A 15,880-nucleotide genomic window follows, 5' to 3' on the forward strand; every position below is an offset into this window, starting at 1 on the left:
ACGGATGCGGGGTGGATGCCCCCGCTGAAGAAGATCCTCATCTATGCGGGAGGTGCCCGCAGCTCTATGCCTGAGTTGCGCGCAGCCGTCCGCTGGTCAAGGGGCCGTCAGCATGATATGAAACCGTTCATCGGTCGGCAGTTCACCCAGGCGTCGCCAGCCCGTCCATCGGGCCGCTAAACCTGCCTTGAGACGCAATCCCGTCCCAAACCCGTTTCGACCCGTCACCCAGGCGTGCCGCGTCGGCAAGATGGCGACCACCGACGGTTCCCGATGGATAAAGGCGCGCAGATGGTGGATTCCCATGTCGAAGCAACATCTTTCCTTCCAGGTGACCGATATTGGTGCCCTGGCCAAATCGTTGAAATCCCAGATCGGTGTCCATGAGGGGCCGCTGGGTCATGTCCATCTGCTGAACATGCTTGCCCGCGGGGCCGGTTACCGGAATTTCCAGCATTACCGGACCCAGGCCGTAGCGCTGGAACGGCTGGAACAGCCCCCATCCCCTGTGGCCCCCGGTCCGGAGGTGGATCTGGGGCGCATCAGGCGGCTGCTGCGCCATTTCGATGAACAGGGGCGGCTGGTCCGCTGGCCCAACAAGTTCAACGAGCAGGCCACCTGCCTGTGGGTGATCTGGTCGCGGCTGCCGGCGCGGACCAGCTTCACCGAGCGCGGCATCAGCAAAGCCATCCAGGCAGAACACCTGTTCGGCGATTTCGCGCTGCTGCGCCGCGAATTGGTCGAACAGGGGCTGGTCAGCCGCACCCCCGATTGCCGCGATTATCGCCGCATCGAGCGGGCACCCCCTGCCGATGCCCGGACCCTGATCCACTATCTGGCGCCAAGGCTGCATCCGCGCACGCCGGCAGCGGCCTGACCCGCCAGGTCTGCACCAGGTCCGCAGAGGAGAGCCGATTTCCCCGTCGCCGGAAGCACCGGCGGCGGGGATGCCTTGTCCGGCCCCGATGGCACTGTCATGCTCCCCCCGCATAACATTGGAGGAGCAGCCGGTCATGATCCTGTCGACCCTGGACACACCGCCGGGATACCGCATCATCCGGCACCTGGGGCTCGTCCAGGGCAGCAGCGTGCGGTCCAAGCATCTGGGACGCGACATCGCGGCGGCCATGAAGGAACTGATCGGCGGGGAACTGCGCGGCTACACCGAGCTGCTGAACGAGGCGAGGGAAGAGGCGACCGCCCGCATGCGGGCGGCGGCCGCCGGAATGGGGGCCAATGCCATCCTGTCCATCCGGTTCGGCAGCGCCAGCATCGGCAGCGGGGCCGCGGAGATCCTGGCCTATGGCACAGCCGTGGAACTGGAGATGCTGACCGATGGAGCCGCCTGATGCCCGATCAGCCGCCTGACCGGCCGCCGACTGGCATGGAATGGCTGGAATGGCTGGAAACGGCCGGCCGGTTCTTTGATGAATGGTGGCTGGCCGGCGTGGCCCTGGCCTTGCTGTTCAACGTGAGTTGGTTTTCCACCAGTTTCTGGCTGGAACGACGCCACCACCGGCGCCTGACGGAGATAGCGACGCCGACGGCCGGCATCCTGCTTCTGTCGGGACGGCCCCCGGCCGGTGCCGGCAACCCCATCCTTCTGCAGGCAATCATGGTTCTGGCATCGCCCCCGCTGGGCCGGCTGAGCGTCCTGCTGCGCCGCATGATCGGCGGCCCCATCGTGACGAGGCAGCGCGATGTCGAGCGCGCCCGGCGAGAGACACTGCTGCGTCTGCGCCGGGCGGCGGTGGACCGGGGCGCCGATATCCTGGCCGGGCTGGAATATGTCCATATCGAGATGGGGTCCGGCCGCACGGCCGTGCTGGCCACGGCCACGGGCTTCACCAGCCGGCGGCCCTCCCCCTCCTTCCCCACAGAGGCGATTGGCGCCGTTCCGCCCCGTCCCTTGCGCGAATTGCTGCTGATCATCGCCATACTGGTCGGCCTGGCCCTGATGGCCGATGCGGCCGACCGCTTCCTTGGCCTGGGGATGAGTGCCGTATGGGACCCGCATCGCCGGTGGAACGGACAGGGCATGGACTGATACTATTTGCGGTGATCAGACCCAATTGGTTCTGATGATCCCCTTCAATCGCCGGCGCCACCATTCGTTGGCGCGGGCGACGCCGCACGAACGGCGCGGCGGCGGTCGCCGCCGGACCAGCTTGCGATGAGTTGATTTCATCGCAAGCTGGTATGACAAGGGGGTAAGGGCAAGGGAGCGGGGGCAAGGGAGCGGGGGCAAGTTGCGCAAAGCGGGATGGACGCGCCCGCGCCTGCGGTCTATCAAGACGCCTACCCCGCGTTGCAACCGGTGGAGCCCCGCCCTGTCCGCCCTTCCCGCGCAAGAACGCCGTGTCGCCTGGTTGATGACGGCCGTGCAGTTCGTCAGCGTGCTGTCCTTCATGGTGGTCATGCCGCTGGGGCCGGACTATGCGCTGGACCTGGGCATCGACGCATCCCGGGTCGGGTGGGTCCTGGCCTCCTATACGATATCATCGGCCGTGATCGGGCTGATGGCGGCCACGGTGCTGGACCGGTTCGACCGGCGCCCGGCGCTGGGCCTCTGCATGATCGGGCTGGTGCTGTGCAATGTGGCAGCGGCCTTCGCCGTGGATCTGTGGACCCTGATGGCCGCCCGCGCCCTGGCCGGGCTGTTCGGCGGGCCGGCCGGCGCCCTGTCGGTCGCCATCGTGGCCGACAATGTCCCGCCCGAGCGACGGGGCAAGGCCATGGGCATGGTGATGGGCGCATTGTCGATCAGTGCCGTGCTGGGGGTTCCGGTCGCCCTGGAACTGTCACACCTGTTCGGCTGGCGCGTGCCTTTCCTGGCCGTGGCCGGGCTGGGCCTGGTGATCATCGTGGCAGCGGTGCGCCTGTTGGGCCCGCAGCGCCTGCACATGACGGGGCCGCCCATCACCCTGTCGGAGGCCCCGGCCCATCTGTGGCGCATCGCGCGCGGCCCCTTGCCGACGCTGGCCTTCGCACTGTCCTTCATCGCCATCGTGCCCAGCTTCATGCTGATCACGAATATGGCCGTGTTCGTGCAGTTCAACCTGGGCTTCCCGCGCGAACAGCTTGGCATGCTCTACATGGTGGGCGGGGTGCTGAGCTTCTTCGGCATGCGCGCCACCGGCAGCCTGGTGGACCGTTACGGGTCGACGCCGGTGACGACGGGCACGGCGCTGGGCCTGTCGATGCTGATCTGGCTGCTCTATTATGACTGGCAGTGGGCGGCACTGCCCATCATCGCGCTTGTCCCCGGCTTCATGATCTTCAACAGCGCCCGCATGGTGGCGCAAAGTGCCGCCATATCGAAGGTGCCGGCACCGGCCGACCGGGCGGGATTCATGGCGCTGGTGCAATCGGTGACGCAGATTGCCGGCGGTTCCGCCGCCCTGCTGGCCTCCGCCGTGCTGGATACCGGCCCGCAGGGCGAGCTACGGCATATGGAGGTGGTGGCCCTGGTGGCCCTGGGTGTCACGTTGCTGGCCCCGCCGCTGATCTGGGCCCTGGAACGCCGCCTGCCCAAGGATGCCGGTATCAGCCATCGCGTGCGGGCCGCCATGAAAGGGTCCTCGGGCGGTTGATCCCGGCCGTCAGGCGCCGGCCAAGGCGGCCGGCCGGTCCTGTTTCAGCCCGATCCCCGTCAACCCCAGGCGGCGCGCCTGCCCCATCAGCCAGGCGATCATCTCCGCAGCCGGAACCGGGGGATAGCCGTCGGGCCGGATGTTGGAAACACAGTTGCGATCCGCATCCCGCGTCAGGCCCGGCCGCGGCGCGAAGGTGAGGTAGGCGCCGATGCTGTCGGCCGCCGTCAGGCCCGGCCGTTCCCCGATCAGCACCAGCGCCATGGCGGCATTGAGGGTGGCGGCGACATCATCGCCCAGCGCCACCCGCGCCTGCCGCGCCATGACCAGGGGCGCCAGGTCCCAACCCGCCAGATGGCCCAGCAATTCCCCCACCAGCGCCGCGCCGTGATCCTGCAGGGCATGGGCGGACAAGCCATCCGCCAGAACGATCACGGCGTCATAAGAGGTTCTGCCGGTGCCATCCCCCTGGCAGCGCGCCCCGGAAAGCAGCAACCCGTCATCCGGATGCAGACGCCGGCCCAGGTCGAGCCGCTGGAGATAGGTGGCGCGGTCGGGCGCCCGGCTGCGCACCGTCAGAACGGGATGGCCGGCCAGGGCATCGGCCAGGGCATCGGCATCGAAAGGTTGGTGGACCGCATCGCGGGCCAGCGCATGGGCGGCCTGGAATTCCAGCAGCCGGGCCGTGGGCAGCCCGTCGCCCGCCCGGCCCAGCGCGATGCGGGCCGGGGTGAAGCGGCGCAGTCGGGCCCAAGGGTCGAAGTCGAAACCGCCGGCATCCCCATGCTTCATGGCATCACCCCTTCGATGAGCCGCCGGGCCCCGCTGTCATCGGACAGGCTGGGACGGATGCAGCCCCGGCCGTCCATCACGCCCATCCGCCCCAGCCACGCCTCGAACTCCGGTGCGGGACGCAGGCCCAGGGCGGCGCGGACATAATTGGCATCATGAAAGGATGTGCTCTGGTAGGACAGCATCACATCATCCGCCCCCGGCACCCCCATGATGTAGGAACAGCCGGCCACGCCCAGCAGGGTCAGCAGATTGTCCATGTCATCCTGATCGGCCTCGGCATGGTTGGTGTAACAGACATCCACCCCCATCGGCAGGCCCAGCAGCTTGCCGCAGCAATGATCCTCCAGCCCCGCCCGGATGATCTGCTTGCCGTCATAGAGATATTCGGGGCCGATGAAGCCCACGACGCTGTTGACCAGCAACGGGTCGAAGGCCCGCGCCACGCCCTGGGCCCGCACCTCCATCGTCTGCTGGTCGATGCCGTGATGGGCATCGGCGGACAGGGCACTGCCCTGCCCCGTCTCGAAATACATCACATTGCGGCCGATGCTGCCGCGTTCCAGCGCCTGTGCCGCCGCGTGCGCCTCCCGCAGGATCGCCAGGTCGATGCCGAACGACCGGTTTGCCGCCTGCGACCCGGCGATGGACTGGAACACCAGATCGACGGGCCCGCCTTGTTCCATCACCTGCAAAAGGGTGGTGACATGGGCCAGCACGCAGGATTGAACGGGCGCATCGAAACGGTGGCGCAGCTCATCGATCATGGACAGCAGGTCCAGGCAGCGCCCCACCGAATCGGTGGCCGGATTGATGCCAATGATGGCATCACCGCAACCATACATCAAGCCGTCCAGGATGGAGGCGGCGATAGCCTTGGGATCATCGGTCGGATGGTTGGGCTGCAGGCGAACCGACAGGCGGCCCGGCAGGCCGATCGTCGTGCGGAAGGCGGTGACGACCCGGACCTTGCGCGCCACCGCGATCAGGTCCTGATTGCGCATCAGCTTGGACACCGCGGCCACCATCTCCGGCGTCAGGCCGGGTGCGAGCGCGCCCAGTGCCCCCGTCGTGGCCGCGTCGGACAGCAGCCAGTCGCGAAACTGCCCCACCGTCATGGCGCGCACGGGCGCGAAGGCGGCCGCGTCATGGCTGTCCATGATCAGGCGCGTCACCTCGTCCCTTTCATAGGGGATCAGCGGTTCGGACAGGAAGGTTGCCAGCGGCAGGTCGGCCAGCGCAAGGCGCGCCGCCACCCGTTCGGCGTCGCTGCGGGCCGCCACACCGGCCAGATGGTCACCCGACCGGGCCGGCGTGGCGCGGGCCAGCAGGCACGCCAGGTCATCGAAGCGATGGACCGTCCCTGCCAAGGTCGCGCTGTAGGCCATGCCCACCCCCTGCCGTGCCGTGCCGTGCGGGGTGAAAGCGTAGCAGACGCGGTGGTGCTGGCAAGTGCCGGTGGCGCCGCCCGAGGGGGGAAGGGCCGCACGGGCCGGAACAACGATGTCCGGGCGATGCGGCCCTTTCATACTGCTGGCACAATTGATCGACCTTCGGCCTATCGATTGCGCCACAGTCGCCGGTGCCGGCATGCCCCGGCAAGGGCTCGGCGGCACGGGCCGCGCGGCGACCGCCGCCGCCATATCAACGGCCGAATGTTTCGACCGTCGTATTCCCCGGGATCACACGCCGAAGACGCGGCGGAAGATCGTGTCCGCGTGCTTGGTGTGATAGCCAAGGTCGAAGGCATCATCGATGGCCGACGCCGTCAGATGCTTCATCACATCGGCATCGGATTTCAGCATGGTGCGGAAATCCTTGCCCTCCAGCCAGACGGGCATGGCATTGCGCTGCACCGCGCGATAGGCATCCTCCCGGCTCATCCCCGCCTGGGTCAGCGCCAGCAGCACGCGCTGGGAATTGTGCAGGCCACCCAGCATGTCCAGGTTCTTCTGCAAGTTCTCCGGATAGACCACCAGCTTTTCCACCAGACCCGTGGCGCGGACCAGCGCGAAATCCAGGGTGACGGTGGCGTCGGGGCCGATCATGCGTTCCACCGACGAATGCGAGATGTCACGCTCATGCCAAAGCGTGACATTCTCCAGCGCCGGCGTGACATAGCCGCGCACGATGCGCGACAGGCCCGACAGGTTCTCCGACAGAACCGGGTTGCGCTTGTGCGGCATGGCGCTGCTGCCCTTCTGGCCGGGGGAGAAATATTCCTCCGCCTCGCGCACTTCGGAGCGCTGCAGGTGCCGGACCTCGGTGGCCAGATTGTCCAGGCTGGCGGCGATCACGCCCAGGGTCGCAAAGAACATGGCGTGGCGGTCGCGCGGGATCACCTGGGTGGAATGCGGCTCCACCGACAGGCCCAGCTTTTCCGCCACATATTCCTCAACGAACGGATCGATATTGGCAAATGTGCCCACCGCACCGGAAATGGCGCAGGTGGCGATCTCGGCGCGGGCCGCTTCCAGACGCTTGCGATTGCGGGCGAAGGCGGCGTAATGGCCGGCCAGCTTCACGCCGAAGGTGGTCGGCTCGGCATGGATGCCGTGGCTGCGGCCGATGGTGGGCGTATATTTATGTTCAAGCGACCGGCGCTTCAGCGCATCCAGCAGCCGGTCCAGATCGGCCAGCAGCAGGTCGGCGGCCTGGGTCAATTGTACGGCCAGGCAGGTATCCAGCACGTCGGAACTGGTCATGCCCTGATGGACGAAGCGCGCCTCCGGGCCGACATGTTCGGCCAGGTTGGTCAGGAAGGCGATGACATCGTGCTTGGTCTCCCGCTCGATCTCGTCGATGCGGTCGATCTCCCAGGCGCCGCGTTCCCACACGGCCTTGGCAGCCTCGGCCGGGATCACCCCCAGCTTGGCCTGCGCATCGCAGGCATGGGCTTCGATCTCGAACCAGATGCGGAACCGGTTCTCCGGGTCCCAGATGCGGGTCATTTCGGGGCGGGAGTAGCGGGGGATCATGGTCGTCGGCCCTGGCGCTGAAGGGTGGCGGGAAAGGCGGGCGGACCATAAGGGCAAGCGGTCGCGCTGACCAGTGCCGGCCCCGACAGGGTGCCATGCCCGCCGGCCCCGGCCGGGCCATGCCTGATGCCTGTGGCGAAAAAGGCACGCCCCACTTCCCCTGTCAGGCCCTCGCCAAAGGTCGGGGTTACAGTTTCATGAAATTAACCTTCATTCTGGGCCTGTTCCGATGTGCTGGCCAGTATTCGGCGCCGATCCCATCATCGGCGCAGCTATTCGTGCGGCATATCACTACAGGCATTGCTGGATTCTGGTCACATTTCGGGGAAGAACCCGACAGTTTCCCGCTTCTTGGGTGTGACCATGGCCGGCCTGGCCCCCGAACGCAAACGAACGAGTACCCCCGAAGGGGGTCCGCCCATGGGAGGATTGGCTTATGAGAGTTTCGTCCCGGATTGCATCCGCGCTTCTGGCCGGTGCCGCCCTGTTGGCCGTCGGCGCCGCGCCGGCCATGGCCCAGCAGGCGCCGGCCGGCGAGGTGGAGGCATTGCGTGCCCAGGTGCAGGCGCTGATGGCGCGGATCGAAAAGCTGGAGCGGGCGCCCAGCACCCCCGCCGGCCCGCCGGCCGGCAAGGACGCGCCGATGGTCGCCGCCGATGCCTATAAGGCGCCGCAGATCGTGCAGTCGGGGAACAACAAGTACAAGCTGACCCTGACCGGCTGGGTCAACCGCATGGTCACTTATGCCGATGATGGCGTCGACAACGACTTCACCTTCACCGACAATAATGGCGCCTCCTCCCGCTTCCGCCTGACGGGCGCCGCCAAGCTGAACGACGAATGGTCGGCCGGCACCGACCTGGAGCTGGAGGCGATCTCCGCCAATTCCCGCTCCTCCGGCCTTTACACCGACAGCGGCAGCTTCTCCCTCAACGAGCGCAAGATCGAGTTCTACATCGAAAGCACCCGGCTGGGCCGGCTGACGGTGGGCCAGGGCGACACGGCGTCCAACATCGCGTCGGAAGTCGACCTGTCGGGCACCGCGAACCTGGGCGGCTACAGCGATATCGGCGCCACCTTCGGCGGCATCCAGATGCGCAACAAGGCAACGGGCGCCTTCGGCGGCACCATCAACGCCCTGTTCAGCAATCTGGACGGCCTGCACCGCGAGGACCGCGTGCGCTATGACACGCCCACCTTCGGCGGCGGCTTCGTGGGGTCGACCAGCGTGACCGAAGGCGGCGCGATGGATGCCGTGCTGCGCTACAGTGGCAAGATGGGTGGGGCCACGGTGGCCGGCGCGCTGGCCTATTCCAACTCCGACAGCCGCGATCTGGCCGGCTTCGATTTCGGCGACCAGGTGAACGGCTCCATCTCCGTCCGGCTGGAGAACGGGTTCAGTGTGACCGTTGCGGGCGGCACGCGCGACCAGAAGGCCGGCTTCGACACCAATTTCTGGTACGGCAAGCTGGGCTACATGGCCAAGATGAACAGCCTGGGCAATACCGCCTTCTCCATCGATTACTTCACGCAGGACGACCTGGGCGTCCGCGGGTCGGAGGGCGATGCCTATGGCGCCTGGATCGTGCAGGTCATCGACGGACTGGCCACCGACCTTTACGCCGGCGTGCGCAACCATCAATACAAGACGCCCACCACCAATTTCCACGATGTGACCGCCGTCATGACGGGCGCGCGGGTGCGCTTCTGATCCCGGTTTTCCGACCCTGAACCCTCCTTGCCGCTGCCCGGTCGGTCGCGGTTCGGCCCGGTTTCCGCGAAAGGCGCGCGGAAGCCGGGCCTTTTTGTTTCCGCCGCCAGTGGACCGAACCGTTGAAGGTGGGCGTTTATATTGACGGGAGCATGTTTCATGCTATCTCCCCCTGACGGATATCAGGAACGGATCGCGCGATGGATGCGGCGCATGCAAGTATCGAGGGCTGGCAGATTGCCATGGGGGTGCATGCCGCCCTGACGATCCTGGCCCTGTGGCCCGCACGTCAATTGCTGCGCCGTGCCGGCCTGCCGGCCGGCTGGATGGGCTGGCTGGCCCTGCCGCTGTTCGGCTGGGCCGTCTTCGCCACCCTGCTGGCCTTCCGCCCCTGGCCGGCCCTGCCGGCCCGGCCGGAGAAACTGCACCCGCGCGAGCGGCTGAAGCGGGAACGCGCGCGCAAGGCCGCCGCTGCCGCCGGGGAGGGTTGATCCATGCCACGCTTTGGTGACCTGCTGGACATGCTGGCCTTCCTGCCCCACTGGCTGTCGATGCTGATCGTGGTGCTGACCATCACCTGGACCGTCTGCATGGCGGGGCTGGCGCTCGGCAAGACGGGACGCAACCCGCTCTGGGCCCTGGCCGTCTTCGTGTTCTTTCCGCTGCTGACCCTGGGGCTCTGGTATGTGGCGCTGTCCCGCTGGCCGCGGCTCGACCGCAAGCCATGACGGCACGACCACGGCCCGATCATCCCTATCTGGACCATGGCGGCCCCATCGCCTTCGCCCATCGCGGCGGCGGACTGGAAGCGGTGGAGAACAGCGTGGCCGCGTTCGCGCACGCCATCGATCTGGGCTATCGCTATATCGAAACCGATGTGCAACTGACCGCCGACGGGCGGCTGGTCGTCTTCCATGATGGCGAGCTGGACCGGCTGACCGACGGACAGGGCCGCCTGGACCAGTTGCCCTGGTCGGCCGTGTCGCAGGCCCGCATCGGTGGACGGGAACCCATCCCCCTGCTGGACGAGATCCTGGAGCGCTGGCCCGGATTGCGGCTGAACATCGATCCCAAATCCGATGCTGCGGCCGGGGCGCTGGCGGCGGCGTTACGGCATCACGGGGCGCTGGACCGGGTTTGCGTCGGGTCCTTTTCCGGGGCGCGGCTGGCCCGGCTGCGCGCCGAACTGGGTGGTGATCTCTGTTCGTCGGCCGGACCGGGGGAGGTGGCCCGGGTCTGGGCCGCCGGCCATGGCCTGCCCCTGCCCGGCCCCCGGGCGCCGGACTGCCTGCAGGTCCCCGTGCGCTGGCGCGGCGTGCCGCTGGTCACCCCCGGCTTTGTCCGCGCCGCCCATGCGCGCGGGCTTTTCGTACATGTCTGGACGGTGGACGAGGCGGACGAGATGAACCGCCTTCTGGACATGGGCGTGGACGGCCTGATCAGCGACCGCCCCACCCTGCTGCGCCAGGTCATGGCCGGGCGCGGCCTGTCGCTTTGATAGCCGGTTTTGCGGAAATCCGCGGCCGCTACCGCGCCGTCAGGCGGCGGCGAAGGATATGCGGGCCATCGCCCCCCGGCCACCATTCTCATCCATGGAGAAATGGCCCCCGAGTTGCTGGGTCATCAGCCGGACGAGCCGCAGTCCCAGGCTGGACACCGTGGCCGCATCGAAGCCGGGTGGCAGGCCGTTGCCGTCATCGGACACCGACAGTTCGATCCGGCTGTCCGCCGCCTGTCTGGCATCCACCCTGATGGTACCCTGGTGACGGCCGATGAAGGCATGCTCCAGGCTGTTGCTGACCAGTTCGGCCACGATCAGGGCGGCCGGAATGATCTTTTCCGGCGGCAGGGGCAGGGACGGTGCCGTCACCTGGACATCGATGCCGGCCGGTGCGCCTGCCCGAACCACATCCTCCACCAGTTCCGACAGGAACCCGGCGAAATTGCTGTGGGCCATGCCCGGATCGTGCAGGCGCCGCTGGATGCGGCCGATCGTGGCCAACCGGCTGGCGGCATCCGACAGGGCGCGGCGCGCCTTCTCGTCCGTGACATCGGCCTTTTGCAGGGCCAGCAGGGCGGAGACGATCTGGATATTGTTCGACACCCGATGCTGCAATTCGGTGAACAGCAGCGCCCGGTGCGCGGCAAGGTCGGAAGCTTCCTGTTCCGCCCGCTGGGCGCGAGCGCGTTCCAGCCGCACGCGCGTCAGGGAAACGTTCATGACATGGATGACGGCGATGTCGATCACCACGATCAGCACGAAGAACCCCAGCGCCAGCGCGCCGGGCCCGTTCAGGCCGAAACCGTCGGGCGGGATGAAGAGATACCAGGCGGCCAGGGTCGACAGCACGGCAACCAGCACGCCCGGCCACAGACCCGCGAAGAAGGTGGTCAGGATGACGGCAGGAAAGAAGGTGAGGAACGGAAAACCCGGCGGCAGACCCCAATCCGCCCACAAACGCACCATCACGGCCACCGCGAAGGAGGCCAGCGCGAACCCATAGGCGAAGACGGGAGATCGTCTTCCGGTCTCAATCGCCAATAACAGCGCCATGAACCGGGTTTTCTTCCGATAGGGGTGGGACGGGCCGGACGCGGCCCCGCCGAACATGCGGGGCCATTATTAACATATCGTTATAATCATAGGAGCGAACGGCCGTAGCGTCATCCGCTTAAAAGCACCTACGCATCTTTTAGTCCGAATGCCGGTCGGGCGGCAAGTGGCGGCTGGTTTCCTCATGCACGGCCTTGTCATGGCCGCTGCGGTTGGAGAAGAAAGCCAGCGCCATCAGCCCGCCGCCCACGGCCAGCGATCCGATGACGCCCAGCACCAGGGCGATGAAGCCATGCAGGCTGATCCCCGCATCCCCGCCGCCGCCAGCCACATTCCAGGCCCAGATGCCGGCCCCCGCCGCAAGCAGCAGCAGCACCAGCAGGCAGATCAGCATCCATCGGCCACCCCGGCTCATCCCCTCGAACTCCCGCGGTTCATCGCAGTCCATATGGGGTCTGTCACCATCGCCGCCCAGCCCCCCGGCAAAAGCGGGCGCCATGGTCTGGACAGCGCTACCCGCCCCCGATACCTTCCCTGCCCGGTTCAACCTGTAACCGCAACGGATATTTCCCATGAAGAGCGGCGTGAAGAAAGTCGTGCTGGCCTATTCCGGCGGCCTCGACACCTCGGTGATCCTGAAATGGCTGCAGGAGACCTACCGATGCGAGGTGGTGACCTTCACCGCCGACCTGGGCCAGGGCGAGGAGCTGGAGCCCGCGCGCAAGAAGGCCGAACTGCTGGGCGTCGCGCCGGAAAACATCTTCATCGATGACCTGCGGGAAGAATTCGTGCGCGACTTCGTGTTCCCCATGTTCCGGGCGAACACGCTTTACGAGGGCACCTATCTGCTGGGCACCTCCATCGCCCGGCCGCTGATCGCCAAGCGCCAGATCGAGATCGCCCGTCAGGTCGGCGCCGACGCCGTGGCCCATGGCGCCACCGGCAAGGGCAACGATCAGGTCCGGTTCGAACTGGGCTATTACGCGCTGAAGCCCGACGTGACGGTCATCGCGCCCTGGCGCGAATGGGACCTGAACAGCCGCACCCAGCTTCTGGAATTCGCAGAGCGCCACCAGATCCCCATCGCCAAGGACAAGCGCGGCGAGGCCCCCTATTCCACGGACGCCAACATGCTGCACATCAGCTACGAGGGCAAGGCGCTGGAGGACCCGTGGGTGGAGCCGGACGAGGACATGTTCACCCGCACCGTGGCGCCGGAAAAGGCCCCGGACGAGGCCGAGTATGTCGAGATCGAGTATCTGGCGGGTGACCCGGTGGCCGTCAACGGCCAGAAGATGACCCCGGCCACCATCCTGACGGAACTGAACCGCCTGGCCGGCAAGCATGGCATCGGCCGGCTGGATCTGGTGGAGAACCGCTTCGTGGGCATGAAGTCCCGCGGCGTGTACGAGACGCCGGGCGGCACGCTGCTGTCGGTCGCCCATCGCGGGATCGAAAGCATCACCCTGGACCGCGAGGCCATGCACCTGAAGGACGAGGTGATGCCCCGCTATGCCAAGCTGATCTATAACGGTTTCTGGTTCAGCCCGGAGCGCGAGGCCCTGCAGGCCCTGATCGACAAGACGCAGGAGCGCGTGAACGGCGTCGTCCGGCTGAAGCTGTTCAAGGGTTCGGCCCGCGTCGTCGGCCGCAAGAGCCCCAACAGCCTGTACCGCCTGGATTACGTCACGTTCGAGGCCGACAGCGTCTATAACCAGAAGGATGCAGAGGGCTTCATCAAGCTGAACGCCCTGCGCCTGCGCCTGAACAACATCGCCAAGGATCTCTGATCCGGTCCCCGGTATTGCCAGGTCAGTGATGGAACGCCGCCCGGTGCAAGCCGGGCGGCGTTTTGTCTTGTAGGCCCAGTGCGATCTTCGCGGGCGCTCAACGCGCCAACCAATGTTGCGATGAGTTCAACTCACCGCACCTTGGCATTACCCGATTGCCCGGTCCGTTACCCGCCCCGCAGTCTGGCGCCCCGCCCCTGGAAACGGTTCCATCGGTCCATGCGGGCCATAGGGGGCCACCGGTTCCGGTGCCCCGGCGCCGAACGGCACAGGCGATGACGGGAGGACAGGAATGTTGCGGTTGGCCAGGAAATGGAAGCGGATGGCACCGGTCGCCCTGATGGCCGTGGCCCTGCCCGCGATGACGCAGCAGGCGGCACGGGCGGAAACCACCCCGCCGGCCCCGCCCGGCTATGTGATGCCGTCCACCCATGTCTGGGACCTGACGTCCGACCAGGGCGAGGTTTACCGCATCATGGTGTCCTTCCCCGGCACGGAGATGCCGGCCGATGGCTATCCCGTGCTTTACGTGCTGGATGGCAACGCGATGTTCGCCGGCTTCGCCGACGCGCGGCGCATCCAGGAATATTCCGATGCGGGCAAGGGCATCGTGGTGGGGGTCGGCTATCCCACCGACCAGGCCTATGATGTGCGCCGGCTGAACGATTACACCCAGCCGCTGCTGGACCCGCCGCCGTCCAATGTACGCCATCTGGCGCAGTACAAGAGCGGCGGGCGCGACATGTTCCTGGATTTCCTGACAGGCCGGCTGCGCGCGGAAATCGGGAACCGTTACAAGATCAATCCGGAACGCCAGTCCCTGTTCGGGCATTCACTGGGCGGGCTGCTGGCGCTGCACGCGCTTTATACCCGTCCCCAGGCCTTCCATTCCATCGTCGCTGCCAGCCCGTCCTTCGACTGGAACGAACAGGGGATGCTGCCGGACGAACGGACCTTCGCCGCGCGGATGGCCAGCGGCAAGGTCGGCAGGACCAGCCGGCTGCTGGTCGTGGTGGGGGACCGCGACATCGATGACGACCCGGAACCGGCCGCCATCTTCGTCAGGCGGATGGAGCAATTGTCCGTCCATGGGCTGCGCACACGCCTGCTGCGCTATCCGGAGGAAGGGCATATGAGCGTGCCGGCACGATCGGTCACCGACACGCTGCGCTTCGTGTTCGAACTGCGCTGACCGCAACGGGGACGGCGCCGTCGGGGGCCGGTCATTGCAACTCGGCCAGCCTTTCCGCCTCTTCCTGGGCGATCAGCGCGTCGATGACCTCGTCCATCTCGCCGGCCATGAACCTGTCGATCTTGCCGTAAAGCGTCAGGTTGATGCGGTGGTCGGTGATACGCCCTTGCGGGAAATTATAGGTGCGGATGCGTTCGGACCGGTCGCCGGAGCCGACCTGGCTCTTGCGGTCGGCCGCGCGCTCCGCGGCCAGGCGCTGGCGCTCCGCCTCGTACAGCCGGGCGCGCAGCACCTTCAGCGCCTTGGCCTTGTTCTTGTGCTGGCTTTTCTCGTCCTGCTGGCTGACGACGATTCCGGTCGGCAGGTGGGTGATGCGCACCGCGCTGTCGGTGGTGTTCACCGACTGCCCGCCGGGGCCGGATGAACGGAACACATCGATGCGCAGGTCGCGTTCGTCGATATGCACATCGACCTCCTCCGCCTCTGGCAGGACGGCGACCGTCGCGGCGGATGTGTGGATGCGGCCCTGTGTCTCCGTGGTCGGCACGCGCTGCACGCGATGCACGCCCGATTCGAATTTCAGCCGGCGGAACACGCTGCGCCCCGTGATGGTGGCGCTGGCCTCCTTGTACCCGCCGATACCCGTCCCGGAGATCTCCATCACCTCGAAACGCCAGCCCTGGCCGGCGGCATAGCGCTTGTACATCTCGAACAGTTCGGCGGCGAACAGCGCCGCCTCGTCCCCGCCCGTGCCGGCGCGCACTTCCAGGATGGCGTTGCGCTCGTCGGCCTCGTCCTTGGGCAGCAGGGCCAGCAGGATGCGGCGCTCCAGCTCCGGCAGGCGGCGATGGGCCTCGGCCAGTTCCTCCTCGGCAAGGGCGCGCATCTCCCTGTCGTCGCCCCGCGCCATGGCCTCAAGGTCGGCCATGTCGGCATGGGCGCGGCGCATCTGGGCGATGGCGGCGGCAACGGGCTCCAGTTCGGCATATTCCTGGCTGGCCTTGACATAGGCGTCACCGGCCAGCGCGCCCGACGCCAGCCCATCACGTAGTTCCTCGAACCGCATCATCACCTTGGCGAGCGGCTCGCCAAATCTCTGTTCAAAGTCCGACAAGGATGCACCCGTGCGCCACGAAACCCGCCCTGGACTTGTCGATATAGGCGATCGGGGGCCCGGCGGTCACGCGCAATTAAAAATCCCCCGCCCGGCAGGCCGGGCGGGGGTTCAGGCTGGAACTGCCCGATGAAGGTGTTCGGAAGGGTTGGAGTA

General features: G+C 67.0%; 16 protein-coding genes. 10 read left to right on the forward strand and 6 right to left on the reverse strand.

Annotated features, from left to right (window positions below; genetic code table 11):
• Positions 1 to 304: 304 nt before the first annotated feature.
• The 4 genes from ACM9LZ_RS24780 to ACM9LZ_RS24795 all read left to right on the forward strand — a co-directional run bounded on the left by ACM9LZ_RS24780 (position 305) and on the right by ACM9LZ_RS24795 (position 3,593).
• Complete coding sequence (locus ACM9LZ_RS24780; protein WP_416622188.1) at positions 305 to 877, forward strand: DUF2087 domain-containing protein; 573 nt, start codon at positions 305 to 307, stop codon at positions 875 to 877.
• 136 nt (positions 878 to 1,013) lie between these two features.
• Positions 1,014 to 1,349 (forward strand): YbjQ family protein, encoded by a 336-nt coding sequence (locus ACM9LZ_RS24785; protein ID WP_416622189.1) that lies wholly within the window; start codon positions 1,014 to 1,016, stop codon positions 1,347 to 1,349.
• Positions 1,349 to 2,047 carry a hypothetical protein gene (locus ACM9LZ_RS24790; RefSeq protein WP_416622190.1) on the forward strand — a complete coding sequence of 233 codons (699 nt, stop codon included), beginning with the start codon at positions 1,349 to 1,351 and terminating at the stop codon, positions 2,045 to 2,047. The genes ACM9LZ_RS24785 and ACM9LZ_RS24790 overlap by 1 nt, the downstream gene beginning before the upstream one ends.
• Before the next feature lie 325 nt (positions 2,048 to 2,372).
• Positions 2,373 to 3,593: an MFS transporter gene (locus ACM9LZ_RS24795; protein ID WP_416622191.1), complete on the forward strand. Its 1,221-nt coding sequence runs from the start codon at positions 2,373 to 2,375 to the stop codon at positions 3,591 to 3,593.
• A gap of 9 nt (positions 3,594 to 3,602) precedes the next feature.
• Here ACM9LZ_RS24795 and eutC read toward each other — a convergent pair whose 3' ends face one another.
• The 3 genes from eutC to purB all read right to left on the reverse strand — a co-directional run bounded on the left by eutC (position 3,603) and on the right by purB (position 7,363).
• Positions 3,603 to 4,385, reverse strand: coding sequence for an ethanolamine ammonia-lyase subunit EutC (gene eutC / locus ACM9LZ_RS24800; RefSeq protein ID WP_416622192.1), 783 nt, complete (start codon positions 4,383 to 4,385; stop codon positions 3,603 to 3,605).
• The gene (locus ACM9LZ_RS24805) at positions 4,382 to 5,773 is read right to left on the reverse strand and encodes an ethanolamine ammonia-lyase subunit EutB (protein ID WP_416622193.1); all 1,392 of its coding nucleotides are present in this window, start codon (positions 5,771 to 5,773) and stop codon (positions 4,382 to 4,384) included. Before ACM9LZ_RS24805 ends, eutC begins: the two co-directional genes overlap by 4 nt.
• Before the next feature lie 294 nt (positions 5,774 to 6,067).
• Positions 6,068 to 7,363: an adenylosuccinate lyase gene (purB, locus tag ACM9LZ_RS24810; protein ID WP_416622194.1), complete on the reverse strand. Its 1,296-nt coding sequence runs from the start codon at positions 7,361 to 7,363 to the stop codon at positions 6,068 to 6,070.
• 436 nt (positions 7,364 to 7,799) lie between these two features.
• Between purB and ACM9LZ_RS24815 the strand changes: the two genes are divergently transcribed.
• The 4 genes from ACM9LZ_RS24815 to ACM9LZ_RS24830 all read left to right on the forward strand — a co-directional run bounded on the left by ACM9LZ_RS24815 (position 7,800) and on the right by ACM9LZ_RS24830 (position 10,572).
• Positions 7,800 to 9,074 carry a hypothetical protein gene (locus tag ACM9LZ_RS24815; RefSeq protein WP_416622195.1) on the forward strand — a complete coding sequence of 425 codons (1,275 nt, stop codon included), beginning with the start codon at positions 7,800 to 7,802 and terminating at the stop codon, positions 9,072 to 9,074.
• A 200-nt stretch (positions 9,075 to 9,274) separates the two neighbouring features.
• Positions 9,275 to 9,565, forward strand: coding sequence for a hypothetical protein (locus ACM9LZ_RS24820; RefSeq protein WP_416622196.1), 291 nt, complete (start codon positions 9,275 to 9,277; stop codon positions 9,563 to 9,565).
• 3 nt (positions 9,566 to 9,568) lie between these two features.
• Positions 9,569 to 9,802, forward strand: a complete 234-nt coding sequence (locus tag ACM9LZ_RS24825) for a hypothetical protein (protein ID WP_416622197.1) — start codon at positions 9,569 to 9,571, stop codon at positions 9,800 to 9,802.
• Positions 9,799 to 10,572 carry a glycerophosphodiester phosphodiesterase gene (locus ACM9LZ_RS24830; protein ID WP_416622198.1) on the forward strand — a complete coding sequence of 258 codons (774 nt, stop codon included), beginning with the start codon at positions 9,799 to 9,801 and terminating at the stop codon, positions 10,570 to 10,572. Before ACM9LZ_RS24825 ends, ACM9LZ_RS24830 begins: the two co-directional genes overlap by 4 nt.
• A 39-nt stretch (positions 10,573 to 10,611) precedes the next feature.
• Here the strand turns inward: ACM9LZ_RS24830 and ACM9LZ_RS24835 are convergent, their stop codons facing one another.
• Both ACM9LZ_RS24835 and ACM9LZ_RS24840 read right to left on the reverse strand, forming a co-directional pair.
• Positions 10,612 to 11,628: a sensor histidine kinase gene (locus ACM9LZ_RS24835; protein WP_416622199.1), complete on the reverse strand. Its 1,017-nt coding sequence runs from the start codon at positions 11,626 to 11,628 to the stop codon at positions 10,612 to 10,614.
• Positions 11,629 to 11,767: 139 nt separating this feature from the next.
• Positions 11,768 to 12,076, reverse strand: coding sequence for a hypothetical protein (locus ACM9LZ_RS24840; protein WP_416622200.1), 309 nt, complete (start codon positions 12,074 to 12,076; stop codon positions 11,768 to 11,770).
• A 124-nt stretch (positions 12,077 to 12,200) separates the two neighbouring features.
• On the opposite strand from ACM9LZ_RS24840, the gene ACM9LZ_RS24845 reads away from it, so the two are divergent.
• Positions 12,201 to 13,418 carry an argininosuccinate synthase gene (locus tag ACM9LZ_RS24845; RefSeq protein WP_416622201.1) on the forward strand — a complete coding sequence of 406 codons (1,218 nt, stop codon included), beginning with the start codon at positions 12,201 to 12,203 and terminating at the stop codon, positions 13,416 to 13,418.
• 322 nt (positions 13,419 to 13,740) lie between these two features.
• Positions 13,741 to 14,610 (forward strand): alpha/beta hydrolase, encoded by an 870-nt coding sequence (locus tag ACM9LZ_RS24850; RefSeq protein WP_416622202.1) that lies wholly within the window; start codon positions 13,741 to 13,743, stop codon positions 14,608 to 14,610.
• Positions 14,611 to 14,641: 31 nt separating this feature from the next.
• Here the strand turns inward: ACM9LZ_RS24850 and prfA are convergent, their stop codons facing one another.
• Complete coding sequence (prfA, locus tag ACM9LZ_RS24855; RefSeq protein WP_416622203.1) at positions 14,642 to 15,724, reverse strand: peptide chain release factor 1; 1,083 nt, start codon at positions 15,722 to 15,724, stop codon at positions 14,642 to 14,644.
• Positions 15,725 to 15,880 lie beyond the last annotated feature (156 nt).

Source organism: Niveispirillum fermenti, from assembly GCF_048066175.1.
In the GTDB taxonomy this organism is placed as follows: Bacteria; Pseudomonadota; Alphaproteobacteria; order Azospirillales; family Azospirillaceae; genus Niveispirillum; species Niveispirillum fermenti.

Bases quoted from the DNA above. Each gene is read 5' to 3' on its own strand.
- ACM9LZ_RS24780 (WP_416622188.1), top strand. From the start codon at position 305: ATGTCGAAGCAACATCTTTCCTTCCAGGTGACCGATATTGGTGCCCTG.
- ACM9LZ_RS24785 (WP_416622189.1), top strand. From the start codon at position 1,014: ATGATCCTGTCGACCCTGGACACACCGCCGGGATACCGCATCATCCGG.
- ACM9LZ_RS24790 (WP_416622190.1), top strand. From the start codon at position 1,349: ATGCCCGATCAGCCGCCTGACCGGCCGCCGACTGGCATGGAATGGCTG.
- ACM9LZ_RS24795 (WP_416622191.1), top strand. From the start codon at position 2,373: ATGACGGCCGTGCAGTTCGTCAGCGTGCTGTCCTTCATGGTGGTCATG.
- eutC (WP_416622192.1), bottom strand. From the start codon at position 4,385: ATGAAGCATGGGGATGCCGGCGGTTTCGACTTCGACCCTTGGGCCCGA.
- ACM9LZ_RS24805 (WP_416622193.1), bottom strand. From the start codon at position 5,773: ATGGCCTACAGCGCGACCTTGGCAGGGACGGTCCATCGCTTCGATGAC.
- purB (WP_416622194.1), bottom strand. From the start codon at position 7,363: ATGATCCCCCGCTACTCCCGCCCCGAAATGACCCGCATCTGGGACCCG.
- ACM9LZ_RS24815 (WP_416622195.1), top strand. From the start codon at position 7,800: ATGAGAGTTTCGTCCCGGATTGCATCCGCGCTTCTGGCCGGTGCCGCC.
- ACM9LZ_RS24820 (WP_416622196.1), top strand. From the start codon at position 9,275: ATGGATGCGGCGCATGCAAGTATCGAGGGCTGGCAGATTGCCATGGGG.
- ACM9LZ_RS24825 (WP_416622197.1), top strand. From the start codon at position 9,569: ATGCCACGCTTTGGTGACCTGCTGGACATGCTGGCCTTCCTGCCCCAC.
- ACM9LZ_RS24830 (WP_416622198.1), top strand. From the start codon at position 9,799: ATGACGGCACGACCACGGCCCGATCATCCCTATCTGGACCATGGCGGC.
- ACM9LZ_RS24835 (WP_416622199.1), bottom strand. From the start codon at position 11,628: ATGGCGCTGTTATTGGCGATTGAGACCGGAAGACGATCTCCCGTCTTC.
- ACM9LZ_RS24840 (WP_416622200.1), bottom strand. From the start codon at position 12,076: ATGGACTGCGATGAACCGCGGGAGTTCGAGGGGATGAGCCGGGGTGGC.
- ACM9LZ_RS24845 (WP_416622201.1), top strand. From the start codon at position 12,201: ATGAAGAGCGGCGTGAAGAAAGTCGTGCTGGCCTATTCCGGCGGCCTC.
- ACM9LZ_RS24850 (WP_416622202.1), top strand. From the start codon at position 13,741: ATGGCACCGGTCGCCCTGATGGCCGTGGCCCTGCCCGCGATGACGCAG.